Source organism: Streptomyces sp. NPDC003943 (genome assembly GCF_053605265.1).
In genome coordinates, this window is record NZ_JBSGIW010000006.1 from 54,200 (window position 1) to 77,844 (window position 23,645).

20 protein-coding genes are annotated in these 23,645 nt (G+C 73.9%); 8 read left to right on the top strand and 12 right to left on the bottom strand.

From position 1 onward, the window contains the following. Positions 1–43: 43 nt before the first annotated feature. Positions 44–709: a GntR family transcriptional regulator gene (locus ACWEV0_RS04210; RefSeq protein ID WP_453146289.1), complete on the bottom strand. Its 666-nt coding sequence runs from the start codon at positions 707–709 to the stop codon at positions 44–46. Positions 710–835: 126 nt separating this feature from the next. Next, positions 836–2,008: a CaiB/BaiF CoA transferase family protein gene (locus tag ACWEV0_RS04215; RefSeq protein ID WP_453146291.1), complete on the bottom strand. Its 1,173-nt coding sequence runs from the start codon at positions 2,006–2,008 to the stop codon at positions 836–838. Positions 2,009–2,253: 245 nt separating this feature from the next. On the opposite strand from ACWEV0_RS04215, the gene ACWEV0_RS04220 reads away from it, so the two are divergent. After that, entirely contained in the window at positions 2,254–3,459 is a 1,206-nt protein-coding gene (locus tag ACWEV0_RS04220) for an acyl-CoA dehydrogenase family protein (RefSeq protein WP_453146293.1), read from the top strand. A gap of 5 nt (positions 3,460–3,464) precedes the next feature. Here the strand turns inward: ACWEV0_RS04220 and ACWEV0_RS04225 are convergent, their stop codons facing one another. From ACWEV0_RS04225 to ACWEV0_RS04235, 3 genes are all read right to left on the bottom strand, one after another. After that, entirely contained in the window at positions 3,465–3,968 is a 504-nt protein-coding gene (locus ACWEV0_RS04225) for an FBP domain-containing protein (protein WP_453146295.1), read from the bottom strand. Positions 3,969–4,052: 84 nt separating this feature from the next. Continuing rightward, positions 4,053–5,534 carry a MocR-like transcription factor YczR gene (yczR, locus tag ACWEV0_RS04230; RefSeq protein ID WP_453146297.1) on the bottom strand — a complete coding sequence of 494 codons (1,482 nt, stop codon included), beginning with the start codon at positions 5,532–5,534 and terminating at the stop codon, positions 4,053–4,055. A gap of 627 nt (positions 5,535–6,161) precedes the next feature. Next, positions 6,162–7,607, bottom strand: coding sequence for a DUF6777 domain-containing protein (locus tag ACWEV0_RS04235; RefSeq protein WP_453146298.1), 1,446 nt, complete (start codon positions 7,605–7,607; stop codon positions 6,162–6,164). Between the two features lie 85 nt (positions 7,608–7,692). Here ACWEV0_RS04235 and ACWEV0_RS04240 point away from each other — a divergent pair, with 85 nt between their 5' ends. Next, positions 7,693–9,063, top strand: coding sequence for a streptophobe family protein (locus tag ACWEV0_RS04240; protein ID WP_453146300.1), 1,371 nt, complete (start codon positions 7,693–7,695; stop codon positions 9,061–9,063). A 97-nt stretch (positions 9,064–9,160) separates the two neighbouring features. Here the strand turns inward: ACWEV0_RS04240 and ACWEV0_RS04245 are convergent, their stop codons facing one another. From ACWEV0_RS04245 to ACWEV0_RS04255, 3 genes are all read right to left on the bottom strand, one after another. Then, complete coding sequence (locus ACWEV0_RS04245; protein WP_453146301.1) at positions 9,161–10,261, bottom strand: serine/threonine-protein kinase; 1,101 nt, start codon at positions 10,259–10,261, stop codon at positions 9,161–9,163. Next, on the bottom strand, positions 10,258–10,980 hold the full coding sequence (locus ACWEV0_RS04250; RefSeq protein ID WP_453146303.1) for a hypothetical protein: 723 nt from the start codon (positions 10,978–10,980) through the stop codon (positions 10,258–10,260). The genes ACWEV0_RS04245 and ACWEV0_RS04250 overlap by 4 nt, the downstream gene beginning before the upstream one ends. A 63-nt stretch (positions 10,981–11,043) precedes the next feature. Beyond that, on the bottom strand, positions 11,044–13,644 hold the full coding sequence (locus ACWEV0_RS04255; protein ID WP_453146305.1) for an FHA domain-containing protein: 2,601 nt from the start codon (positions 13,642–13,644) through the stop codon (positions 11,044–11,046). Between the two features lie 111 nt (positions 13,645–13,755). On the opposite strand from ACWEV0_RS04255, the gene ACWEV0_RS04260 reads away from it, so the two are divergent. After that, positions 13,756–14,385 (top strand): TetR/AcrR family transcriptional regulator, encoded by a 630-nt coding sequence (locus ACWEV0_RS04260; RefSeq protein ID WP_453146307.1) that lies wholly within the window; start codon positions 13,756–13,758, stop codon positions 14,383–14,385. 11 nt (positions 14,386–14,396) lie between these two features. On the opposite strand, the gene ACWEV0_RS04265 is transcribed toward ACWEV0_RS04260, so the two are convergent. Together ACWEV0_RS04265 and ACWEV0_RS04270 are read right to left on the bottom strand one after the other, a co-directional pair. After that, entirely contained in the window at positions 14,397–15,203 is an 807-nt protein-coding gene (locus ACWEV0_RS04265) for a class II aldolase/adducin family protein (protein ID WP_453146308.1), read from the bottom strand. Positions 15,204–15,275: 72 nt separating this feature from the next. Then, entirely contained in the window at positions 15,276–16,142 is an 867-nt protein-coding gene (locus tag ACWEV0_RS04270) for a DUF3626 domain-containing protein (protein ID WP_453146310.1), read from the bottom strand. Positions 16,143–16,294: 152 nt separating this feature from the next. Here ACWEV0_RS04270 and ACWEV0_RS04275 point away from each other — a divergent pair, with 152 nt between their 5' ends. The 3 genes from ACWEV0_RS04275 to ACWEV0_RS04285 all read left to right on the top strand — a co-directional run bounded on the left by ACWEV0_RS04275 (position 16,295) and on the right by ACWEV0_RS04285 (position 19,759). Further along, positions 16,295–16,984 carry a ThuA domain-containing protein gene (locus ACWEV0_RS04275; protein ID WP_453146312.1) on the top strand — a complete coding sequence of 230 codons (690 nt, stop codon included), beginning with the start codon at positions 16,295–16,297 and terminating at the stop codon, positions 16,982–16,984. A 113-nt stretch (positions 16,985–17,097) separates the two neighbouring features. Further along, complete coding sequence (locus ACWEV0_RS04280; RefSeq protein ID WP_453146314.1) at positions 17,098–18,489, top strand: NADP-dependent succinic semialdehyde dehydrogenase; 1,392 nt, start codon at positions 17,098–17,100, stop codon at positions 18,487–18,489. A 148-nt stretch (positions 18,490–18,637) separates the two neighbouring features. Next, a complete protein-coding gene (locus ACWEV0_RS04285; RefSeq protein ID WP_453146398.1) occupies positions 18,638–19,759 on the top strand; it encodes an MFS transporter in 1,122 nt (373 codons plus the stop codon). A gap of 4 nt (positions 19,760–19,763) precedes the next feature. On the opposite strand, the gene ACWEV0_RS04290 is transcribed toward ACWEV0_RS04285, so the two are convergent. Next, positions 19,764–20,774: a PHP domain-containing protein gene (locus ACWEV0_RS04290; RefSeq protein WP_453146316.1), complete on the bottom strand. Its 1,011-nt coding sequence runs from the start codon at positions 20,772–20,774 to the stop codon at positions 19,764–19,766. Positions 20,775–20,793: 19 nt separating this feature from the next. After that, the gene (locus ACWEV0_RS04295) at positions 20,794–22,887 is read right to left on the bottom strand and encodes a SpoIIE family protein phosphatase (RefSeq protein ID WP_453146318.1); all 2,094 of its coding nucleotides are present in this window, start codon (positions 22,885–22,887) and stop codon (positions 20,794–20,796) included. Positions 22,888–23,062: 175 nt separating this feature from the next. On the opposite strand from ACWEV0_RS04295, the gene ACWEV0_RS04300 reads away from it, so the two are divergent. Both ACWEV0_RS04300 and ACWEV0_RS04305 read left to right on the top strand, forming a co-directional pair. Then, positions 23,063–23,272: a hypothetical protein gene (locus ACWEV0_RS04300; protein WP_453146319.1), complete on the top strand. Its 210-nt coding sequence runs from the start codon at positions 23,063–23,065 to the stop codon at positions 23,270–23,272. A 129-nt stretch (positions 23,273–23,401) separates the two neighbouring features. Further along, positions 23,402–23,614, top strand: a complete 213-nt coding sequence (locus ACWEV0_RS04305) for a hypothetical protein (protein WP_451607215.1) — start codon at positions 23,402–23,404, stop codon at positions 23,612–23,614. Positions 23,615–23,645: the final 31 nt, after the last annotated feature.

Genomic DNA, 23,645 nt, shown 5'->3' on the forward strand with positions numbered 1-23,645 from the left:
CTCTCCGGCCACGCACCCGGTCACGAGCCCGGCCGCGCACCGGTCACTCGCGGCCGAGGACCTCGCGCAGCGCGGCGACGGCGTGGCGGCGGTGCTCGTCGAGCCAGTGGAGTGCCGCGGCCCGGTCGTGCTCCAGCACGGCCGAGATGACCGCCCGGTGCTCGTGGACGGCGAGCACGCGGTGCGAGTCGTCGGCGTAGTACAGCGAGCGGTACGCGTCGGTCGCGTCCCACAAGGTGGTGATCAGGCGGACCAGGCGCGGCATGCCCGAAGCCTCTATGAGGGTGAAATGGAAGCGCCGGTTCGCCTCGGCCATCGCCGACACGTCACCCGCGTCCGCCGCCCGCTCCACCCTCAGCTGGATGCGCTCCAGGGCTTCCAGAACGTCTTCCGGCATGCGCGCGAAGGCGGCGGTGACCGCCTCGGTCTCCAGGAGCGCGCGGATCCGGTAGATCTCCTCCAGGTCCGCGAGCGACAACTCGGCGACGAAGTAACCGCGGTGGACGTGATGCACCACCAGGCCCTCGGCCTCCAGCGTCTTCAGTGCCTCGCGCAGCGGCACCCGGCTCACGTCCAGCCGCGCCGCGAGCGTGTCCTGCCTTATCGGGTCGCCGGGCCGCAACTCGCCGCTGGTGATGGCCCGGCGCAGCTCCTCCAGGACGAACTGCTGGGCGGTCGGCGGCCGCCTCCTCTCCACCATGCTGCTCATCGGTCGTGCCCCTTCCCTCGACTGCGTGGCGTACATCTTGCTACGGCCTGCCGACAGACCGTCGCGGCCTGTGGACAACCTGCCGCCGACTCCTCGCCGGGCCTGTGGACAACCGTCTCCGGGGCGTCAGGCGCCGGTGCGCCCGCCCAGCTCCGCGAGGATCTCGGCGGTGTGCTCGCCCAGGCGAGGGGGAGCGGAGCGGTAGGCGGCGGGGGTGGTGCCGAAGGAGACCGGGTGCGCGACCTGGCCCGGTCCGGCCGCCGCGTCGGGTACCCGCGGCCCGAGGCCGAGCCGGTCGGCGAGCGCGAAGGCGCCGGCCAGGTCGTTGATGGGGCCGCAGGGCACTCCGGCCGCCGTCAGCTCCTCGAACCAGGCGTCGGCGGTGCGCTCGGCGAGCCGCTCGGACAGCGCCGCCGCCAGCTCCTCGCGGTGCGCGACCCGGGCCGTGTTGGTGGCGAACCGGGGGTCGTCGGCCAGTCCCGGGCTGCCGATCCGGGCGCACAGCGTCCGGAACTGGCGGTCGTTGCCCACGGCCAGGACGAGCGGACGGTCGCTCGCCTCGAACACCTCGTACGGCGTGATGCTGGGGTGCCGGTTGCCCAGGGCACGCGGCACGACCCCGGCGGCGAGATGCGCGGCGGCCTGGTTGGTGAGCGCGGAGAGCAGCGAGCCCAGCAGTGAGACCTCCAGCCGCTGGCCCTCACCGGTGCGTTCGCGGTGGCGGAGTGCGGCGAGGACACCCATCCCGGCGTGCAGTCCGGTGATCACGTCCACGAGCGCCACACCCGCCTTCGTGCCGGTCCCGCCGGGCTCCCCCGTGACGCTCATCAGCCCGCCCATGGCCTGCACCAGCAGGTCGTAGCCGGGCAGGTGGGCGCCCTCGGCCGAGCCGAAACCGGTCACGGAGCAGTAGACGAGACCGGGGTTGGACGCCCGCAGCTGCTCGTATCCGAGGCCGAGCTTGTCCATGGTGCCGGGACGGAAGTTCTCCACGAGTACGTCGGCGCGGTCCACGATCGCCCTGGCCGTCTCCAGGTCGGCCGGGTCGGTCAGATCGAGTGCCACGGACCGCTTGTTGCGGTTCACGCCGAGGAAGTACGTGGCCTGGCCGTCGGCGAACGGCGGTCCCCACGCGCGGGTGTCGTCGCCCGTGCCCGGGCGCTCGATCTTCACCACCTCGGCGCCGAGGTCCGCGAGCAGCATCGTCATGTACGGGCCGGCCAGCACCCGGCCGAAGTCCGCGACGACGATTCCGGACAGGGCGCCGGGCGGGGCGGCCTCGGGCTGTTCCGCGTGCATACCGCTCCTCTTCGTCGGCGATGCGTCGGCGATTGGATCCAGGACGTCGGATCCAGGACGTCGGATCCAGGACATCGGATCCAGGACCCGAGATCTCGGGCATTGGATCCAAGGGATCGGATCCCGGAGATCGGATCCAAGCGGACCGTATGCACTGGAGATCGGATATTCAATACTGGATCCAATATCCAATCTAGGGCTACGCTTCCGCTCGCCGAGTTGCCACAGTCGCCAGGAGGCCGTCCGTGAAGTCGTCGTCGCAGCCGTCGCGTTCGCCGCAGTCGTCGCCCGTCCACCCCCTCGATCTGCTCGCGATCGACGGCCTGCTCACCGACGAGGAGCGAGAGATCCGCCGCACCGTGCGGGCCCTCGCCGACCGCGAACTGCGCCCGCACATCGCCGGCTGGTTCGAGTCCGGCGCCATCCCCGCCCGCGAACTCGCCCGCACCCTCGGCGGGCTCGGCGTCCTCGGCATGCACCTGGAGGGCTACGGCTGCGCGGGTACCAACTCCGTGGCGTACGGCCTCGCCTGCATGGAGCTGGAGGCCGTCGACTCCGGACTGCGCTCGCTCGTCTCCGTGCAGGGCTCGCTCGCCATGTACGCGATCTGGAAGTTCGGCTCCGAGGAGCAGAAGCAGCGCTGGCTGCCCGGGATGGCGGCGGGCGAGTACATCGGCTGCTTCGGCCTGACCGAGCCGGACGCCGGCTCCGACCCGGGCGCCATGCGTACCAACGCCAAGCGGGACGGCTCGGACTGGGTGCTCAACGGCACCAAGATGTGGATCACCAACGGTTCCGTCGCCGACGTCGCCGTCGTCTGGGCGCGCACGGAGGAGGGGGTACGCGGCTTCGTCGTGCCCACCGACACCCCCGGTTTCAGCGCGCCCGAGATCAAGCAGAAGCTGTCCCTGCGCGCCAGCGTCACCAGCGAACTCGTCTTCGAGGACGTGCGGCTGCCCGCCGACGCCATGCTCCCCGAGGCCCGTGGCCTGTCCGGTCCGCTCGGCTGCCTCAACGAGGCCCGCTTCGGCATCGTCTTCGGCGCCCTCGGCGCCGCCCGCGACTGCCTGGAGACGGCCATCTCGTACGCGGGCGACCGCACCGTCTTCGCGCGGCCGCTCTCCTCGTACCAGCTCACCCAGCAGAAGCTCGCGGACATGGCCCTGGAGCTCGGCAAGGGCATGCTGCTCGCCCTCCACCTCGGCCGGCTCAAGGACCAGGGCGCGCTCGCCCCCGAGCAGATCAGCGTCGGAAAGCTGAACAACGTGCGCGAGGCCATCGCCATCGCCCGCGAGTGCCGGACCATCCTCGGCGCCAACGGCATCACCCTGGAGTACCCGGTGCTGCGCCATGCCAACAACCTGGAGTCGGTCCTCACCTACGAGGGCACCAGCGAGGTCCACGCCCTGGTCATCGGCAAGGCGCTCACCGGCGAGCAGGCCTTCCGCTAGGGGCGCTAGCCGGCCGTCACCCGGTCCACGAAGGCGTTGAGGTTGCCGGTCATCCGCTCGACCTGCTCCTGCAGGGTCAGCGACTCCTCGTGCCGGCGGCCGCGCAGCTTGGGCTGCCGCAGGCCCCGCACGTAGAGCGGGCAGGCGAGGTCGGCGCAGATGTAGGTGCCGACCGTGTTGCCCTCACGGCCCCGGGCGCCCGCCAGAGGCGCGGCCAGCAGGGTCACGCCCGACGAGGCGTGCGAGGTCAGGCAGATCTGGCACATGCTGGACTTCATCGCACTGGTGCGGCCGACGGCCGGCACGCGCAGCGCGACGCCCACGGGGCCCTCGGGGCGCGGCACGACGAGATGGGCGCGCAGCGGCGCGCCCGGGTCCACCCAGCCCAGGAAGTCCAGGTCGGGCCAGGGCAGCTCGGCGAAGTCGAGCGGCAGCTTCATCCGGGCCGCGTCACCCTTCGTGCAGTTCACGAAGGACGCGCGGATCTCTTTGTCGGTCAGTGGTTCCACTCGTACGACCGTACACAGGGCCGTTGCCCGGGGCATCCGATTATCGGAGCACCCGGCGCGACGGCCCTTCGTCGGTGTCGGGTCTCAGGCCACCCAGTCCGGCAGGCCCGGGTCGGCGAACCGGGCCGGGGCGCCCTCCAGAGCCGCCGCGAGCCGTTCGGCAGCCGTCTCGTACACCTCGCCCGGCAGCGCGTACGGGATGCGGATCCGGTGCTCGTGGGTGCCGGGGTCCACCCCGAAGCGGGCGCCGCCCTCCACCCGTACGCCGTGCCGCAGCGCCCGCGCCGCCAACTGCGAGGCGATCGGCCGGCCCAGGTCGATCCAGAGGCAGAGGCCACCGGGCGGCAGCGTCCAGTGCCACTCCGGAACGTGCCGGGCGAGTGCCGTCACCAGGGCGTCACGGCGCCGCCGCAACTCCGCGGCGCGGGCCGGGAGCAGCGGGTCGATGCGGTCGATCAGGGCGACGGCTACGAGCTGGTCGAGCACCGAACCGGCGAGGTCGTGGGTGATCCGGACCCGGGCCAGTTCGGTCACCACCCGCGCGGAGGCCCGTGCCCAGCCCACCCGCAGGCCGCCCCAGCAGCTCTTGCTGAGCGAGCCGACGGTGATCAGCTGTTCCCCGGAGCCGGGCCCGGCCGTGGCCGCGAACGGCGCCGGAGCCGGCACGTCCAGGGCCGTCTCGGTGAGCGTCTCGTCCACGATCAGCCAGGTCCCGGTGGCCCGTGCCGCCCGGGCCACCTCCCGCCGCTGCTCCTCCGGCATCAGCCGGCCGGTCGGGTTGTGGAAGTCGGGGATGAGGTACGCGAGCCGGGGCGCGGTCTGCCGCAGCGCCGCGTCGATCAGCCCGCTGTCCCAGCCGGTCTCGGTGACCGGCACGGGGGTGATCCGCAGCCGGTGGCCGCGCATGGCGTCCAGGGCGTTCGGGTACGAGGGGTTCTCGGCCAGTACCCGGTCGCCGGGCCCGCCGAGCAGTGCGAGCGCGAGCGCCAGGGCCTGCTGGGCGCCGGTCGTGACGAGGATCTGCTCCGGCCGGGTGGGCAGCCCGCGCGCGGTGTAGCGGTCGGCGATGGCGGCCCGCAGTTCCGGGATCCCGTACGGGTGGTAGCCCTGCGCGGTCGCGAGCCGGGGCAGCTCCTCGGCGGCCCGCGCCAGGGCCTCCGCCAGCAGACCGGCCGGCGCCTCGGGCGCGGCGAGCGCCAGGTCGATGACCGCCCCGGTGTCCCCGTGCAGGGCGGCGGGCCCGGTCGGCGACTCGTTCTCGGGCAGCGCCGTCCACGTGCCGGCGCCCTGCCGGCTGTGCGCGTAACCGCTCTCGCGGAGCAGGTCGTAGGCGGCGGTCACCGTCGTCCTGCTCACCCCCAGCGCGGTGGCCAGTTCGCGTTCGGCGGGCAGGCGCATCCGCAGCGCGACCCGCCCGTCGAGCAGCGCCTGCCGCACCGCCCGGGCCAGTTCGCGGTAACCGAACCGGCCCTCGACGGGCGGGGTGAGCAACGCGGCCAGCTGCCGTCCGCTCAGCATGCGGTCCGGCAGGGCGACCACGCTGCGGACCACTCGACCCTCTGCCATGCCAATCACTCCCCATTGGCTGTGCTGTCCAGGCCAATAAGGTTACAGACTCCCTGCAAGTGGCCTGGTGGCCCTGGGGAAAGGAGCGTGGGGAGATGTCCGAGTACTTCACCGACCGGGACGAAAGGAAGTGGCAGAGCCGCGCCGAGGAGCCGATCCTGCGGCAGTGGGGGAGGGGATCCAGGATTCGGGACATCGGATCCAAGACCCGGGATACCGGACCCAAGGCCCGGGACATTGGATCCAAGGGCCGGGATAGCGGATCCACGGTGCGGTGGGTCGGATCCAGGACATCGGATATTGGATCCCGGCCCGCCCGCTCGCAGGACATCGGATCCCGTGCGCGGGATACCGGACATTGGATCCAGTCCCTGCAGCGGGCCCTCCGCCGAGGAGCCCAGGCATGACCAGGATCGTCGTCGGCGTCCGCTGGTCCTCGGCATGACCCCGTGTCGGGGCCGGTTCGGGCGGCTGCGGCGGCGGCCGGTGCTGCGGCGGGTCATGGCCGGGGCCCGGGGCCCCGTAGTGGTGGTCCCGGGCCCCGAGCCGCGCCGTGGTGAGGCGCGGGCGGCTGCGGCGGCACGCCCGTACCGACGTACCGGAGTCGGGGGCGTGCGCCCCGCGCACTCAGATCAGCGGCTGACTGCCCGGCGCGCCCGACAGGGACGGCGAGGTCGACGCCGAACCAGAGGGCAGCGACGAGGTCGAGGCCGCAGCCGAGGACAGTGACGACGACGGCGCCGAGGCGGAGGACAGCGACGAGGACGGCGCCGAAGCCGACTGGGACTGCGTCTCCGGTGGCGACGACAGCGTCGAAGGCGCGGCCGAGGACGCGGATTCGGATGCCGACTGGGACGTGGGCGCCGAGGTCGGCGGCGAGGTCGGGGCGGACGTCGGCGGGCTGCTCGTCGTGGTCGGCGGGGACGACAGGGTGGACGGGCACGGCGAGGGGGTGACGCCGTTCACGGGGGTCGGCGGCTCGTTGCCCGTCACCGTCACGCACGGCAGCGGGCTGCTCGGCGAGGTCGACGTGGAGGGCGAGGTGGACGGGGAGGTCGTCGGCGGCGGCGGGGGAGTCGTCGGCCGGTCGTGCCGGTGACCCTCATGGCCGCGAGGGCGGGCGATGAAGTGGTCCGTGTCCGGGTCGAAGATCACGAAGACGTTGATCACCGTCACGGACGGCTGTACGAAGACCACGTTGTTCGCCCGGAAGCCCGGCCACGCCGTGCCGACCTGCTTCGGCGACTTCTGGGCCACCGGCGGCGTCAGCGGATTGCCGCAGGCGCACCGCACCCTCGGTACCCCGTGGTCGTCCACCAGGACCGCCGTGCCGGCCTGGAGCACCGACTGGAAGGCGAACGCGGAACCGTCGCGGAAGCCGTGGTTGGTCACCCGGGTGTCCGCGCGCAGCTGAACCGACGTCAGCGCGCGCAGATAGCCGGGGACGTCGCCGGCCGGGACGCCGACCGTCGAGGCGAAGGCCGCGTTCTTGGCCGGCTCGTCGGCGAGGAAGCGGATCTGACGCTCGACGTCGCAGCTCGCCGTCCGTTGCGTTCCGCCGTACAGGCCCGGGGCGGAACCCGACACGGGGCGTGCCGCGTTGGCGTCTCCGCCGGTCTGGCTGGGCAGCGCCGGCGGCGAGAACGAGGCGCCCGTACGGGCCGTGGACGCGGTGAACGGATAGGGGCCGCTCGCGGCGGCGTTCTGCGCGAAGATCTCGCTGCTGCCCGAACCGGCCTGGTTCGAGTTTCCGTTGTCACCCCGCTGGGTCAGCACCACGATCAGCGCCACCGCCGCCACCAGAACGGCCGTCAGCGAGGCCACCTTGGGTACCGAGCGCCACCACGGGCCCCCGCCGCCACCGCCGCTCACCCCGCCCCGGCCCGTACCGCCGGAACCGCCGCCACCGCCCCCGGAGCCGCCGCCGGAGCCTCCGCCCGAACCGCCGTGCGGCGGGCCGGAGGTCGGCGGGGGAGTGGTCTGGCCAGGGCGCGTGCCGGAGCCCGAGAGCGGGCCCGAGGGCGGGCCCTTCGGGGGGACCGAGGGCTGCCCGGAAGGCGGGTGGGAAGTCACGTTGTTTCCCTTTCTTCCGTTCCGCGCCCATTGTGTGCTTCTACCGGGTGCAGCCCGCAAGCGGACCGCACCCGCCCGTACTAGCGTGTGCAGGGTGAGCACGCGGGTCCCCACCTCCTCCGGCCGGTCCGCCCCCGGTGACCTCGGCGAGCACCTCGCCCGCGACCTGGCGGCAGCACTCGGCACCGTCGTCGCCGGCTTCCTCGCGATGGGCGTCACCGCCGCCCTCGGCCTGTGGGCCGCGGGCGCCGCCGACCTGCCGGGCGGCGCGGGCGCGTTCGTGTCCGTCACCGCCGCGGTCGTCGTCATGGCCTCCGGCGGCCAGGTCGGCCTCTCCGGCCAGGCCGGCGACCTCGCCGGCACCCAGGCCGAACTCACCGCCATGCCGCTCACCGTCACCCTGGTGGGCGCACTCGTCGTCGGATTCCTGTTCCTGCGTCCGCTGCGCCACCACGCCGTCGCCCGCGGCCGCGACCTGCTCGCGCTCGCCGTGCCCACCGTCGTGCTCTGGCTGGCCGGGCTCGCCGCCGTCTCCGCCCTCGCCCGCCACGACTTCCCGATCAGCCTCGGCGGCTCCGACCAGGAAGCCGAGACGACGGGCGACCTCGCCGACCTGTTCAAGGGCCTCCTCGACGCCACCAATCCCAGCGTCGGCTTCCGCACCGACTACGGCCCCACGCTCTTCTACGGCCTGCTGTGGATCCTCGGCGTCCTGATCGTCGCCCTCCTCGTCTCCCGCCGCACCCCCCTGCCGGCCCGGTTCGTCCGCCACCACCAGGCCGTCCGCCCCGCCGCCTCCGCGCTGCTGCTCCTGCTGCTCGCGTACGTGTTCGTCGGCCTCCTCATCGGCCTGGTCGTCGCCGCCACCAAGGGGCACGCCGCCGAGACCTTCGCCGTGCTGCTGCTCGGCCTGCCCAACGTCACCTGGCTGGCGCTCGGCGTCGGCATCGGCGGCTCCTGGGAGGGCCGGGCCGAGGGCCCGTTCGGCCTGCCCATGCCGCAGATCCTGGACGAGGTGCTGCGCGGCGGGAACGGCGGCAAGGACCTGTCGACCGTCGACCTGTCCACCCTTGCCTCCTACGACGCCCGCGCCTGGTGGCTGCTGCCGGTCGCCGCCGCGCTCGTGCTGGGCGCCGCGTTCGTCATGGCCGTCCGCTCGCCCGCCCGCATCCCGCCCTGGCGGCACGGCCTCCACCTGGGCATCGGCTTCGCCGTCGCGATGCTGGTCGTCACCCCGCTGACCCTCGTCGAGGCCCACTTCGGTCTGTCGATCATCGGCATCGGCGACCTCGACGCGCTCGGCGGCACGGTCCTGCTGCGCCCGAACGTCTGGACCACCGTCGGCCTCGCCCTGCTCTGGGGCCTGGTCGCCGGCTTCCTCGGCGGGCTCCTCGCCAAGCCCGTCCACCGCCGCGGCGAGGTCGAGACCTCCCCGACGCCGCGGAAGCCGGCGTAAGGCCCGTTACCGCCGCCGCCGCAGAAGCCGGCGTAAGGCCCGTTACCGCCGCCGCCGCAGAAGCCGGCGTAAGGCCCTTACCGCCGGCGTAGAGCCCTCACAACTCCCGGAACACCGGACGCGCCCACACCGGCGGCTCCGGCGGCGGACCCTGCGGCCACCTCCCGGTGCCGGCCGGGGCGGTCCCGAGCGGGGCCGCCGACCTCGACCGCCTGCCTCGCTCCAGGGCCGCCCGCAGCTCCGCGACGAACTCCAGACACGTCCCGTACCGCTCCTCCGGCGTCTTCGCCAGCGCCTTCGCGAGGACCGCGTCGGCCGCCTCCGGCAGCCCCGCACGCTCCTCCGACAGCGGGGGCGGCGGGTCGTACTGATGCGCCCACAGGAGTGCCATGTCGTCGTCCCGGCGGAACGGCGGCACGCCCGTCAGCGTCTCGAAGACCACGCACCCGAGGCTGTAGACGTCGCAGCGGCCGTCCACCGGCTTGCCGGAGATCTGCTCGGGCGCCACGTAGTCGAGCGTCCCGACGAACTGCCCCACCGTCGTGAACCCGGTCAGCGAAAGAGACTTCTTCGTCAGCCCGAAGTCGGTCAGATAGACGTGTTCCGGATGGTCCCGGTCGGTGCCCTCGGCCACCAGGATGTTGCCGGGCTTCACGTCCCGGTGCACCAGGTCGTGCGCGTGCGCCGCGTCCAGCGCGGAGGCCACCTGCACCGCGATCCGCCCCGCCTTCACCGGCTCCAGCGGCCCCTCGCGGTCGAGGAGAGCCCGCAGGTCCTGGCCCGGCACGTACCGCATCGCGATGTACAGGACGCCCTCCGTCTCGCCCGCCTCGAAGACCGGCACGATGTGCGGGTGGTCGATGGCCGCCGCCACCCGGGACTCGTGCGTGAAGCGCTTGCGGAAGGTGTCGTTGCGGGCCAGCTCCGGCGCCAGCAGCTTCAGCGCCACCGTGCGGTCCAGGTTCAGGTCGTGCGCCCGGTAGACGACGGCCATGCCGCCGCGCCCGATCTCGGCCTCGACGACGTACCCGGCGACCCGCTTCCCGATGAGCCCCGACTCGCGGCCGGCCGGCAGCGCGCCGTCGGCGTCCGTGCCACGGCCGGCAGCACGCTCGGCGCCACGGCCACCGAGGCCGCGACCGCCGCCACCGCCGAGGCCGCCCACGGCGCCCGTTCCGCGGCCCGGCGCCCGGGTCATCCGGCCTCACCCGGCCCGCCCGCCGGCTGCCCCCGCACGACCTGGGTGGCTCCGGGTCCGTCGGCGTCGGGCTCCCGCACGACCTGGGTGGCTCCGGGTCCGTCGGCGTCGGACTCCTGCGCCATCCGGGTGGCCCCGGGTCCGTCGGCGTCGAGCTGCGGCACCACCTGTGTCGGTTCGTGCGCCTCCTCGGCGGGCGGCGTCGCGGCCGACGGCGCCGACGAGGCCGCGTACGTGCTCAGCCCGGTGCCGTCACAGAAGACCCAGCGCTCGTGCTCCGCGTCGTACAGCCACACCGCCTCCCCGTCGACCACCATCCCCACTCGCAGCCCCCGGGTCCGCTGCCGGAACGCCTCGCCGTCCGCCCGCCCCGCCGCCAGTTCCTCCGCCGCCCGGCGGTAGCGGCCGAGCGCGTCCGCGGCCCGGGCGATCAGCGGGCGCGGGTCGGCGGTCCGGGCGAGCGCACGGCCCGCGGCGGGCGGATCGGTGGGCACGGAGACGAGGAGCCGCGCGTCGACCCAGGCCGACCAGCCGTTGGAGCACAGCACCTGGCCCCAGTCGCCGACCCGGTCGAGCAGCCGCACCGGCAGGAACGCGTCGAGCGGCGCCGTCGGCAGCGCAGGATCGGGCGTCTCCCAGGCGGGCAGCCCGTCCCGCGGCACCACATGCGTGGGCCGGAAGTCCGGCACGTACTCCGACACGCCATCCACTGCGACCACGTTCACCTACCTCCGTCTGTCCCGCCTGCTTCCGTCAGTTCCGCCGGTCTCTTCCCGTCCCGCCTACTTCCGCATCACGACCGGCTCGTGCCGGCGCAGCAGCCTGGCCACCACGAGACCGAGGACCAGGCACAGCACCACCAGCATCCCCATGTCGAACAGCCAGGCGCCGACCGTGTGGTGCATCAGCGGATCCGCCGTCTTGTCACCCGGCACGATCGCGCCGATGTCGATCGTCGCGCCCATCGCCGCGAACGCCCACCGCGACGGCACCAGCCACGCCAGCTGCTCCAGGACCGGAGTGCCGCGCACGCTCAGCAGCGCGCCGCAGAACACCACCTGGACGATCGCGAGGAGGACGAGCAACGGCATCGTCACCTCCTCCTTGCGCACCAGCGCCGACACGAACAGGCCCAGCATCATCGCCGTGAACGCGAGCAGCGCGACGGCCAGCGTCAGTTCGAGCAGCGGCGGCATCAGCACGCCCTTGCCGTCGGGCGCGCCGAGCGGCACGCCGATCAGCGCCACCAGCGTCAGCACCACCGCCTGCACGACGGTGATGGTCCCGAGGACGACCACCTTGGACATCAGATACGCGGAGCGGGACAGGCCCACGGCTCTCTCGCGGCGGTAGATGCTGCGTTCCTTGACCAGCTCGCGCACCGCGTTCGCCGCGCCCGTCAGGACGGCGCCGACGCAGAGGATCAGCAGCACGTTCAACGTCGACTCGGGGCCCAGTCGTCCCTCGGACAGGGCACGGGCCATCGCGCCCATGATGAACGGCAGCGCCACCATGATCGCCAGGAAGGTCCGGTCGGCGGAGAGGGCCGCCGCGTACCGCCGTACGAGGGTCCGGAGCTGGGAACCCCAGCTCTGCGCCTTCGGCGGCGGAGGCGGCGCGGCCTCCGCCATCGGCGCGCCCGGCAGCGGCGCGCCCGCCCCGGGAAGTGCGGACGGCGGCCGTACGGTGGCCTCCTCGATGTAGCGGTGGTGGAAGCGCGAGGCCCGGTACTGGGCCGCCCAGTCCCGCTCCCGGTCGTTCTCGAACGCCTCGAAGGCCTCCGGCCACTGCGGGAAGCCGAAGAAGTCCAGGCTGTCGCCGGGCGGACCGTAGTAGGCCACCCGGCCGCCGGGCGCGAGGACGAGCAGCCGGTCGCACACGTCCAGGCTGAGGACGCTGTGCGTGACGACGACGACCGTCCGCCCGTCGTCGGCGAGCCCGCGCAGCATGTGCATGACCGAGCGGTCCATGCCCGGGTCGAGTCCGGACGTCGGCTCGTCGAGGAAGAGCAGCGAGGGCTTCGTCAGCAGCTCCAGGGCCACGCTCACCCGCTTGCGCTGACCGCCGGAAAGACTGTGGATCGGCTGCCCGGCCCGCTCCTCCAGGCCCAGTTCCGAGATGACCTCGTCGACCCGGGCGCGCCGCTCGGCGGCCGCGGTGTCCTCGGGGAAGCGCAGCTCGGCGGCGTAGCCGAGGGCCCGGCGCACGGTCAGCTGCAGGTGCAGGATGTCGTCCTGCGGTACCAGGCCGATGCGCTGGCGCAGCTCCGCGTAGTCGCGGTAGAGGTCGCGGCCGTCGTAGAGCACCGTGCCCCGGTCGGCCGGCCGCTGCCCGGTCAGTGCACCGAGCAGGGTCGACTTGCCCGCGCCGGACGGGCCGACGACCGCGAGCAGGCACTTCTCCCCGACCGGGAACGACACCCCGTCGAGCAGCGTCTTGCGGCCGTGGTCGACGGTGACGGCCAGTTCCTGCACGTCGAGCGAGATCTCGCCGGTGTCGGTGAACTCGACGAGGTTCCCGCCGATGAGGCAGAACGCGTGGTGCCCGATGCCGATGATGTCCTCGGCCGTCACCCGCGCCTCGGTGACGGGGCGGCCGTTGAGGAAGGTGCCGTTGTGGCTGCCGACGTCATGGATCCAGTACGTGCCGTCCGGCGCGGCCCGCAGCTCCGCGTGCCGCCGGGAGACGGTCAGGTCGTCGACCACCAGGTCACTGTCGGAGGCGCGGCCGATGCGGACGGTGTGCGCGGGCAGCGGACGGACGGAGGTGGGTTGCCGGAAGGTGCCGGTCAGGGCGGGATACGAGACGGACGAGGGGCGCGGTGGCGGCTGCGCGGCTCCGGGCGGTACGGATGCGGGCGGTACGGGCCCGGGGCGCGCGGGCCGCTCCCGTACGGGCTCCGCGGCCGGCGGCTCTTGCCGTACGGGCTCCGGGGCCGGCGGCTGTGCACGTGCGGCCTCTGGGGCCGGCGGCTCCTGTCGTGCGGGGTGCGGGGCCGGCGGCGGCTGGTCTCGTACGGGCTCCGGGGCCGGCGGCGGCTGTTCTCGTACGGGCTCCGGGGGCGCGGCCGCCAGCAGGACCGCCATCGGTCCCTCCGAGGGATGGCCGAAGCGGATGACCGTGCCGGGGCCGACCATGCTGAGGCCCACCCGGTGGTCGTCGGTGAAGGTGCCGTTCGTGCTGCCGACGTCCTCGAGCGTCCAGTGGTCGTCGACCGCGCGCAGCACCGCGTGGTGCCAGGACGCCCGGGCGTCTGCCAGCACGAAGTCGCTGGTGGGGTCGCGTCCGATGCGATAGACGCGACCCGGGTTCATGACGGTCGCGTCCCCGTTGATCTCGAGGACCAGTTCGGGTGCGGCGGGCGCGACGGGCCGCTCTCCCATGCGTGAATCCTATCGTCGGCGGCCGGACCTCGCCCGGGCTGGCCGCCGGTATCGTGGGCGGCCGACCGACCCCCCGGCCGCCCGGGCGGGGGCCCGAAGGAGGAGCCACCCGTGCCGAAAGGTGTCACCAAGCGCCGTCCCCGCACCCGCGCGGCCCTGTTGCGGGCGGCCCTGGAGACCTTCGCCGAGCACGGCTTCCACGCGGTGTCGATCGAGCAGATCTGCGAGCGCGCCGGGTTCACGCGCGGCGCCTACTACTCGAACTTCGCCAGCAAGGAGGAGCTCTTCCTGGCCCTCTTCGACGAGCACGGCGAAGGGATCGTGCGCCGGCTCGCCGAGTCGATCGACGCGCTCGCGCCGGAGGAGTACACCCTGGAGCGGCTCGCCGAACTCGCCGCGCGGGTCGAGCCGGACGAGCGCGACTGGTACCTGGTCAGCATGGAGTTCACCCTGCACGCCATCCGCGACCCCCGGGCGGCCCGGGCGCTCGCCCGCCACGAGGCCCGGCTGCGCGCCGAACTCGCCCGCGGCCTGGAACTTGTCCTCGGCCGCGCCGGCCGTGAACTCACCGTGGACGCCGACCGCTTCGCCCGCCTGATCGTGGCCCTGCGGGAGGGCGGCCTCGCCCAGAGCTACGTCGAACCGGGCGAGCTGCCCCCGGGCAGCCTCGAACGGGATTTCCTGGCCCCGCTGCTGGAGGCGGCCACCCGCCCGGTGTCGTCGGATCTGCCGACTCCGTAAGCCTTTCAGCCTCAGTCGAAGAGGTCCGGGTCCGAGGCCGTGATCCGGTCCCACAGCGGACGGGCCTGGAACCATCCCGCCAGCGGCGTGCCGACCTGGCCGCGGGTGAGCAGCGCCGTCTCGCGGTCGATGAGCTGCGGGGTGCCGGCGGCCATCGCCAACAGCTGGGCCTGGCAGGAGCGTTCCATCGTGACGAACCACCACACCGCCTCGGCGACCGACTGACCGACCGTGAGCAGGCCGTGGTTCTTGAGGATGACCGCCTTGTACGCGCCGAGCGCCTTGGCGACGCGCTCGCCCTCCTCCAGCTCGTTGACGACGCCGCGGTAGTCGTCGTAGATCCCGTGGTCCTCGAAGAAGGCGCAGGCGTCCTGGGTGATCGGGTCGAGCGGCACGCCCAGGCTGGAGAACGCCTTGCCGTGCAGCGAGTGCGAGTGCGCGGCGGCGATCGCGTCCGGCCGGGCCGCGTGGACCTTGGAGTGGATGACGAAGGCGGCCCGGTTCACCGGGCGCCGGCCGTCGAGCACCCGGCCGTCGTGGTCGACGCGGATCAGGTCGGAGACCTTGATCTGGCTGAAGCTCATGCCGAACGGGTTGACCCAGAAGGTGTCGGGGTCCTCCGGGTCGCGCACCGTGATGTGTCCGGCGACGCCCTCGGAGAAGCCGAACCGGCCGAAGATCCGGAAGCCGGCGGCCAGTTGCTCCTTGCGGTGCTGCCGCTCCTCCTCGACCGAGTCGAAGCGCGGCGGCAGCGGCAGCGTCACGCCCTCCGGCAGGGGGCCGACGGCGGCGGCGAGGGCGGGCGGCAGGGTGCTCATGGAGACCTCCGGCGGCATCGGGTGTGCGGGCGCGCCAAAAGATACAGAGGTGTATCCGATACGACAATGACCTCACCGCTCAAGCGGAAGCGGCCGACCCACCCCGCCCCCGGACTCGGCCTCCTGCGCGCCGGGCGCCCCGAACCGGGCGAGCAGGTGCCACACCCGCTTCACGTCCTGCCGGTCGTACCGCCCCGACTCCGCCGCCTCCTGCACGATCCGCGCGTCCAGCCACCCGTCCGCGGCCATGGCCGCGCCCAGCTCCACGAACGCGGCCCCCCGGTACTCCGGATGCCGCCGCAGCTCCGTCACCGACAGCCGGAAGCCGCCGTGCCACTCGACCGGACAGGGCAGCGCCCGGGCCGCCGCCTCCACCTCCGTGCCCCGGAACGACGGGTCCAGGACCAGCGCCTCCACGTCCCGCGCGAGGTCGACGGGCCCGTGCACCTGCGCCTCCACGTAGTCGTCGAGCGCGTCCCGGGCGTCGGCGAGCGCGAGCGCGATCAGCGGCGCCGTCCGCTCCACGACGCCGAAGTCGGTCGGTTCCAGGACGCTGTCCGGATAGCAGAAGGTGGTCCGGGACAGCGTGGCCGCGCCGAGCCGCAGATGCGCGGAGCCGAAGCGCGGCGCGGCACCGAAGGGGCGGCGCCGGTGGTCGAGCGCGCCGTACACCGGCCGCTCGTGCGCCGGGGCGTCGTCGTACGCGCCCCCGAAGATCCGGCTCTCCCAGCGCCAGCGGTCGCCGCCGGGGTGCGCGGTGAGCCCGCCGTTGCTGGTGCCGGTGACGAACTGCGAGCGGTAGACGCCGTCCTCGGCGAGGCGGGAGAGGAAGGTGGGATGGAAGTTGAGCGTCACCCGCAGGGCGGGGTCGAGCGGGCCGCCGGTGGCACGGGCGGAGACATGGGCGAGGGCGCGGCGCGGCCGGGGAAGCAGGTCCATCGGCGCAGTCTGCCGCAGGGGCGGGCCTTGCGGCGCGGCGTTTTCGCTGGCTACGGTCGGGCCGGACAGGGGGAAAGCGCTTGCTGGCGCGGTGCCTCATCACCACGCGCCTACTGACACGGCGCTCATCGACAGGCAGGGGAGAGCACAACGTGCCCAGCAGCGACACCGGTGACACCGTGGACGTCCTCGTCTTCACCCGCACCGCCGGCTACCGCCACGACTCCATCCCCGCCGGCGCCGCCGCCCTCGCCGAACTCGCCCGCGCCATCGGCCTCACCGCCGAGACCACCGAGGACCCCGCCGCCTTCACGCCCGGCCGGCTGGCCCGCTGCGCCGCCGTCGTCCTGCTCTCCACCACCGGCACCGTGCTCACCGACGCGGGCCGGGCCGCGTTCGAGGCGTACGTACGGGGCGGGGGCGGCGTCCTCGCGGTGCACGCGGCGGCCAACGCCGAACCCGACTGGCCCTTCTACGGCGAGCTGCTCGGCACCCGCTTCGACGGCCACCCCGAGCTCCAGCCCGGCGCCGTCTCCGTCGACGACCACGACCACCCGGCGACGGCCGCGCTGCCGGCCCGCTGGGAGTGGACCGACGAGTGGTACAACTTCACCGCCAATCCACGGGCCACCGGCGTGCACGTCCTCGCCCGCGCCGACGAGACCAGCTACCGCGGCGGCACACTGGGCGCCGACCACCCCCTGGTGTGGTGCCGGGAGGCCGTGCCCGGCCGCGGCCGGGTGCTGTTCACCGCGCTCGGCCACACCCCGGAGTCGTACGCCGATCCCGCCTTCCGCGCCCACCTCGACGGCGCCCTGCGCTGGGTGACCCGCCGCGCCTGAGGCGACCGCCGGTCACCCCGCCGTCCCGCCCCGATTGCGGCCGGGCCCGGTCCGCGAGACGTTGACCGTGGGGGAGACCGCGCGCGAGGGGCTCCAGGCCACGAGGAGACGACATGGGCATCGCCACCGTGAATCCGGCGACCGGCGAGACGCTGCGTACGTACGAGGCCCACGGGCCCGCGGAGGTCGAGCGGCGCATCGGCGCCGCCCACGAGGCGTACCGCCAGTACCGCACCACCTCCTTCGCCGAGCGCGCCCGGCTGATGCGCGCCGCCGCGGCGCTGCTCGACGAGGACGCCGAGGACATCGCCCGCACCATGACCACCGAGATGGGCAAGCCGATCGTCGCGGCCCGCGCCGAGGCGGCCAAGTGCGCCAAGGCCATGCGCTGGTACGCGGAGAACGCGGAGGCGCTGCTGGCCGACGAGCAGCCGGCCGAGCGGGACGTCCAGGACTCGGGCGCCGACCTGGCCCGGGTGCACTACCGGCCGCTCGGCCCGATCCTCGCCGTCATGCCGTGGAACTTCCCGCTCTGGCAGGTGATCCGGTTCGCCGCGCCCGCCCTGATGGCCGGCAACACCGGTCTCCTCAAGCACGCCTCCAACGTGCCGCGGACCGCCCTCTACCTCGGTGACCTCTTCCGTCGCGCCGGCTTCCCCGAAGGCTGCTTCCAGACGCTGCTGATCGGCTCCGGCGCCGTCGAGGAGGTGCTGCGCGACCCCCGCGTCGCGGCCGCCACCCTCACCGGCAGCGAACCGGCCGGCCGCTCCGTCGCCGCCATCGCCGGGGACGAGGTGAAGAAGACGGTCCTGGAGCTCGGCGGCAGCGACCCGTACATCGTGATGCCCTCGGCCGACCTGCCCCGGGCCGTCAAGACCGCCGTCACCGCCCGCGTCCAGAACAACGGCCAGTCCTGCATCGCCGCCAAGCGGTTCATCATCCACGAGGCCGTCTACGACGACTTCGCCGAGCGCTTCACCGCAGCCATGAACGCCCTCACCGTCGGGGACCCGCTCGACGACGACACCGACGTCGGCCCGCTCGCCACCGAACAGGGCCGCGCCGACCTGGAGGCCCTCGTCGACGACGCCGTCTCCGTCGGCGCGACCGTGCTGTGCGGCGGCAGCCGCCCGGACGGATTCCCGCGCGGCTGGTTCTACCAGCCCACCGTCCTCACCGGCATCACCCCGGCCATGCGCATCCACCGCGAGGAGGCCTTCGGCCCGGTCGCCACCCTCTATCCGGTCGCCGACATCGAGGAGGCCGTCGCCGTCGCCAACGACTCGCCCTTCGGCCTCAGTTCGAACGTCTGGACCCGCAACGACGAGGACATCGCCTTCTTCGTCCGGGACCTGGAGGCGGGCGGCGTCTTCGTCAACGGCATGACCGCCTCCCACCCCGCGCTGCCGTTCGGCGGCGTGAAGCGCTCCGGGTACGGGCGCGAGCTGTCCGGGCACGGCATCCGCGAGTTCTGCAACGCGACCACGGTCTGGCAGCGCGCCTGACCCGCCCCCCGCCCGCCGAATTCGGTTGCGGCGGGACCGGCGCGGCCGGTGGGCTGGTCCCATGGACGGGACCAGGGTCAGTGCCGGAACCGGGCATCTCCGGCGGCCGACGGCGGCGTGGCGACGGGCGGCGGTGCTCGGCGCGCTGATGCTGGCCGCCTTCACCTTCAACACCGCCGAGAACCTGCCGATCGGGCTCCTGGAGGTCATCGCGGCGAACCTCGGCGTGTCCGTGCCGGCGGTCGGCCTCCTCGTGACCGGTTACGGCCTCACCGTGGCCGTCGCGTCGCTGCCGCTCGCCCACGCCGTGCGGGCCATGCCCCGCCGACACGTCCTCACCGGCCTGCTCGCCGCGCTCGTCGCCTCCAGCCTGGCCGCGGCGCTCGCCGATTCGTACGGGCTGCTGCTCACCGCCCGACTGGTGACCGCGCTCGCCCAGGCGCTGTTCTGGGCCGTGATGGGGCCGGTCGCGGTGGGCCTCTACCCGGCCCGGGTGCGGGGGCGGGTGGTCGGTGCGCTGTCCATGGCCGGTTCGCTCGCCCTGGTGGCCGGGGTGCCCGCCGGGACCTGGCTGGGCCGGCACGGCGGCTGGCCGGTGCCGGTCGCGGTCGTGGCGGGCCTCGGGCTCGTCTCCCTGCTGGTCGTCGCCGTCCTTCTGCCGACCTCGCGCCCCGAAACGGAACCCGCGGCCTACGGAACGCGACCCGACCGGCGCCGCTTCGCCACCGTGCTCGCGGCCGGAACCCTCTCCGCCACCGGGGCGTTCGCGGGATACACGTACCTCGTGCCCTTCCTCGGCGACGTCAGCGGATTCCGTCCGGGCACCATCGGCGTGCTCCTCACGGCCTTCGGCACCGCCTGCCTGGCCGGAGTCACCCTCACCGGAGCCCTCCTCGACCGCTACCCGCGCGGTGTCCTCACCGCCGCCGTCGGCGCCCAGGCGGCCGGCCTGCTCGGCCTGTCCGCGGCGGGCGACCGCCCCACGACCGCCGTCCTCTTCCTGCTGCTCACCGGCGCCGCCCTGGGCCCCGTCTTCATGGCCACCCAGCACGCCATGCTCCACTGCGCCCCCGACCGCACGGACCTCGCCCTGGCCGCCAACTCCGGCGCCTACAACGCCGGCATCGCCGCCGGAGCCGCGCTCGGCGGCCTGATCCTGCCGCACGCCGACGTGCGGGCCACGTTCCTCGCCGGCGGACTCCTGACGGCCGCGGCCTGTGCCGTACTGACGTCGGGCCGGACCCGTCCTGGTCGAGCGGCCGGCCCGTAGCGGCTCAGCCCCGCGTCCACGCCAGAAGGGTCTCCGCCGGCCAGGTGTTGATCACCCGCTCCGCCGGCACTCCGCACTCCTCCGCCCGTGCGCAGCCCAGGATCTGCCACCCCAGCTGGCCCGGCGCGTGCGCGTCCGTGTCGATCGCGAAGTACACGCCCGCCGCCACCGCCTCGCGCAGCAGCCGGCGGGGCGGGTCGAGGCGCTCCGGGCGGCTGTTGATCTCGACCGCCGTGCCGGACTCCGCGCAGGCCGCGAAGACCCGTTCGGCGTCGAACTCCGACTCGGGGCGCAGCCGGCCGCCGCTGACCAGGCGGCCGGTGCAGTGACCGAGGACGTCCATCAGAGGATTGCGCACCGCGCGCTCCATCCGCCGGGTCATCGCCCGGGAGTCCATCCGGAGCTTGGAGTGCACCGAGCCCACCACCACGTCGAGCCGGTCGAGGAGCTCGGGCTCCTGGTCGAGGGAGCCGTCCTCCAGGATGTCGCACTCGATGCCGGTGAGCAGCCGGAACGGCGCCCACCGCTCGTTCAGCCGGGCCACCACGTCGAGTTGCTCGCGCAGCCGGTCGGGCGACAGCCCGCGCGCCACCTTCAGGCTCGGCGAATGGTCCGTCAGAACGGTCCACTCGTGGCCGATTCGGGCCGCGGTGCCGCCCATGTCCTCGATGGTGCTGCCGCCGTCCGACCAGTCCGAGTGCATGTGGCAGTCGCCGCGCAGCGCGGCCCGCAGCGCCTGACCGCCGGCGGCCTCCGGGACCGGGATCTCCTTCTCCAGGCGGTCCAGGTACTCGGGCACCCGCCCGGCCAGCGCCTCGTGCACCACGGCCGCCGTCTTCGGCCCGATGCCCTTGACGTTCTTCAGGGTGCCGGCGGCCGCGCGCCGCGCCACCTCGTCGGGGCCGAGGGCCGTCAGGGCCGCGGAGGCCGTACGGAAGGCACGGGCCCGGTACGTGGGCGCCTGCGCGCGCTCCAGGAGGAACGCGATCCGGTCCAGGGCCGCCACCGGGTCCATCGGCCGCACCGCCCTTCGCTCAGTCCGAACCGACGGGGACACCGTCGGCGGGGCCGTTCGACGGCGCGGGCCCGATCTCGCACCACACCGCCTTGCCCTCGCCGCGCGGCTCCACGCCCCACCGCGCGGCGATCGCGTCCATCAGGAGCAGCCCGCGCCCCGACGTCGCCGCCTCGCCCGGGGTGCGCCGCCGCGGCCAGGCGCTCGACCGGTCCTGCACCGAGAGCCGCACCCGGCGCACCGGCTCCGGCAGCACCTCCAGGGTGAGGACGGCGCCGCCCTCGGTGTGCAGGAGCACGTTGACCAGCAGCTCACCGGTCAACAGCTCGGCGTCGTCGGAGAGTTCGGGCATGCCCCAGTCGACGAGCGCCTGGCCCACGGCCGCCCGGGCGTCCGACAGGCCCTGCGGATCGGCCTGGTGGATGTACTGGTGGATGCGCGGAGCGCGGGGCGTGCCCGGATCGGGGGTGCGGCGCAGCACGAGCAGCGCCACGTCGTCGCCCGAGCCCCAGCGCTCCCACAGCCGTTCGGAGAGGTGGTCCGCGAGCGCCTCCGCCTGCGGCGGGCCGCTGCTCACCGCCGCCGCGAGCGCGTCGAAACCCCTCTCGATGTCCGTGCCCGGCTGTTCGACGAGCCCGTCCGTGCACAGCACCAGCGTCTCGCCCGGCACCAGGTCGAGCCGGGTCTCCGGGAACTCCTCGTCCCCGAAGACCGTGGCGAGTCCCAGCGGCAGCCCGCCGCGCAGCTTCGGCCGGCCCACCCGCCCGTCCGTGTGCCGGATCAGCGGCCCCAGATGACCGGCCCGCACCCCGCGCACCGTGCCGCCGGCCAGGTCCACCTGCGCGTACGTGCAGGTCGCGAAGCGATTGGTGTCCAGCTCGGCGAGGAAGCGGGAGGCCCGGGCGAGCACCGTCGACGGGGAGTGGCCCTCGCCCGCGTACGCCCGCAGCGCGATCCGCAGCTGGCCCATGATCGCGGCCGCGTGCGTGTCATGGCCCTGCACGTCGCCCACGACGACCCCGACCCGCCCGCGCGGCAGCGGGATCACGTCGTACCAGTCGCCGCCGACCTGCCGTCCGCTCCACGCCGCGTGGTAACGCACCGCGATCTCGCCGCCCTTGATCTGCGGGATCCGGCGCGGCAGCATCGTCGCCTGCAGCCCGGTCGCCAGCTCGCGCTCCTCGTCGAAGAGGATCGCCCGCTGCAGCGACTGCGCCACGATCGCCGCCAGACCGAGCAGCAGATTGCGCTCGTCGGCCTTGAACGAACTGGGCCGCCGGTAGAACAGCGCCATCCCGCCCAGCGCCCGGGCCTGCGCGATCAGCGGCAGATAACAGGCCGACCGGAAGGGCATCCGCAGCACGTACGGGGCCAGCTCGGGAAAGTCCCGGCCCAGGTCCTGGAACGAGGACACGAACCGCGGCCGCCCGCTCAGCACCGTCTCCGCGAGCGGCAGGCCCCGGTCCAGGCGGCGGCTGCGGAAGTCGTCGAAGGCCTCCATGGACTCGCCGCTGAGCGCGATGAGGTTGAGCGAGCCGTTCTCCGCCAGGCCGAGGGCCAGCCCGTCGGCACCGAGCCGGGCCAGCCCGCCGGGGCCGGTCAGCGAGGCCGTCACGTCGTCCACGGTGACCGCCCGTGACAGCGCGTGCGTCGTCCGCTCCACGATGCTCGTCTGCACCTCGCGGCGCTTCTCCAGGTCCAGCAGGAACGCCGAGTGCGTCACCTCGGCCGTCGCGTCCCGCGCGATCCCCACGATCCGGTGCGCCCGCCCGTCGTCGCGGCGCAGGATGCGGGCCTGGACATGCGTCCATTGGGGTGTCCCGTCGGCCGCCTCCAGCCGCACGTGTGCCGAGTACGAGTTCTCGCCGCCGGTGATGGCGTGCCGGACCACGCCCTCCAGACGGGCCCGCTCCTGCGGGTCGAGACCGCGGACGAGCGTCGCGGGCCGCCCGTCGAAGTCGGCCTGGGCAAGGCCGAAGACCAGCAGGCCCGCGTCGTCGACATCGATGGTGCCGGTGTCGAGGTCCCAGTCGAAGCTGCCGGTGCGGTTCATGGCGAGGCGCTCGGCCGGCCTGATCTCGCCGCCGTGCGCGCTCAGCTCGTCATCGGTCATCCTCCCCATTGTCGAACCGGCACCCCCCGGACGCCATGGCGGCGACACGCCCACACGGGCGTATTCGGCAGAATGGCCGGGCACAGCCGCCCCCGCCCCACCGCATCCGCGGACCCGCCCAGGCGTCCGCCGCCGACGACCGCGAAGCCGCCCTCGGCGGTCCCCGTACGAGGAGTTGTCGGCGGGCGAGCGGCCGCGCCGCCCCTCGGCGCGGCCGGCGCTGCCCGCACCGCTCGTCTCCTTCCTCGGACCAGCGATCGAACTGGCCGACCTGGACGAGGCGTTGGGTCACGCCCGTCTCGTCGCCCAGGGCCCGGCGGGCGCCGGGATCCGCCCCCTCACCGCCCACACCGGGTCTGACCAGACCACTCGTCGCCGAGGGTGACCGGGGCTGTGCGCGGGGCGAGCGGCCGGGTCTTCGGCGCGGCTCGGCACCGCACCGACGTGCGGGACCGGGACCCGGCCGCGAGAATGGCGAGTGCCTGCAGAAGCGTGCGGAACACGAGGAGGCGGCATGAACGGAGAAGCCGACAAGACGTCCAAGACGCTGAGGGGGGACAGCCCGACACCCGACAGGCTGCTGCACGCCGGGTCCGAGGGCGAGTTCACGGCCGAGGACCTGATCCTGGCCTCGGGGCGTGACGTGAACAAGAAGAGCCTTGCCTGGGCGGAGCGCCGCATGGCGGAGAAGGGGGCCCGCGCCTGCATGGACGAACTCCTCCCCTGACGCTCCACACTCCCGATATCGCCGTCTCCCG

Excerpts from the sequence above, each read along its gene's own strand:
- ACWEV0_RS04210 (WP_453146289.1), bottom strand. The coding sequence starts at position 709 with ATGAGCAGCATGGTGGAGAGGAGGCGGCCGCCGACCGCCCAGCAGTTC.
- ACWEV0_RS04215 (WP_453146291.1), bottom strand. The coding sequence starts at position 2,008 with ATGCACGCGGAACAGCCCGAGGCCGCCCCGCCCGGCGCCCTGTCCGGA.
- yczR (WP_453146297.1), bottom strand. The coding sequence starts at position 5,534 with ATGGCAGAGGGTCGAGTGGTCCGCAGCGTGGTCGCCCTGCCGGACCGC.
- ACWEV0_RS04245 (WP_453146301.1), bottom strand. The coding sequence starts at position 10,261 with ATGACCCGGGCGCCGGGCCGCGGAACGGGCGCCGTGGGCGGCCTCGGC.
- ACWEV0_RS04255 (WP_453146305.1), bottom strand. The coding sequence starts at position 13,644 with ATGGGAGAGCGGCCCGTCGCGCCCGCCGCACCCGAACTGGTCCTCGAG.
- ACWEV0_RS04265 (WP_453146308.1), bottom strand. The coding sequence starts at position 15,203 with ATGAGCACCCTGCCGCCCGCCCTCGCCGCCGCCGTCGGCCCCCTGCCG.
- ACWEV0_RS04270 (WP_453146310.1), bottom strand. The coding sequence starts at position 16,142 with ATGGACCTGCTTCCCCGGCCGCGCCGCGCCCTCGCCCATGTCTCCGCC.
- ACWEV0_RS04280 (WP_453146314.1), top strand. The coding sequence starts at position 17,098 with ATGGGCATCGCCACCGTGAATCCGGCGACCGGCGAGACGCTGCGTACG.
- ACWEV0_RS04285 (WP_453146398.1), top strand. The coding sequence starts at position 18,638 with ATGCTGGCCGCCTTCACCTTCAACACCGCCGAGAACCTGCCGATCGGG.
- ACWEV0_RS04290 (WP_453146316.1), bottom strand. The coding sequence starts at position 20,774 with ATGGACCCGGTGGCGGCCCTGGACCGGATCGCGTTCCTCCTGGAGCGC.
- ACWEV0_RS04295 (WP_453146318.1), bottom strand. The coding sequence starts at position 22,887 with ATGACCGATGACGAGCTGAGCGCGCACGGCGGCGAGATCAGGCCGGCC.
- ACWEV0_RS04305 (WP_451607215.1), top strand. The coding sequence starts at position 23,402 with ATGAACGGAGAAGCCGACAAGACGTCCAAGACGCTGAGGGGGGACAGC.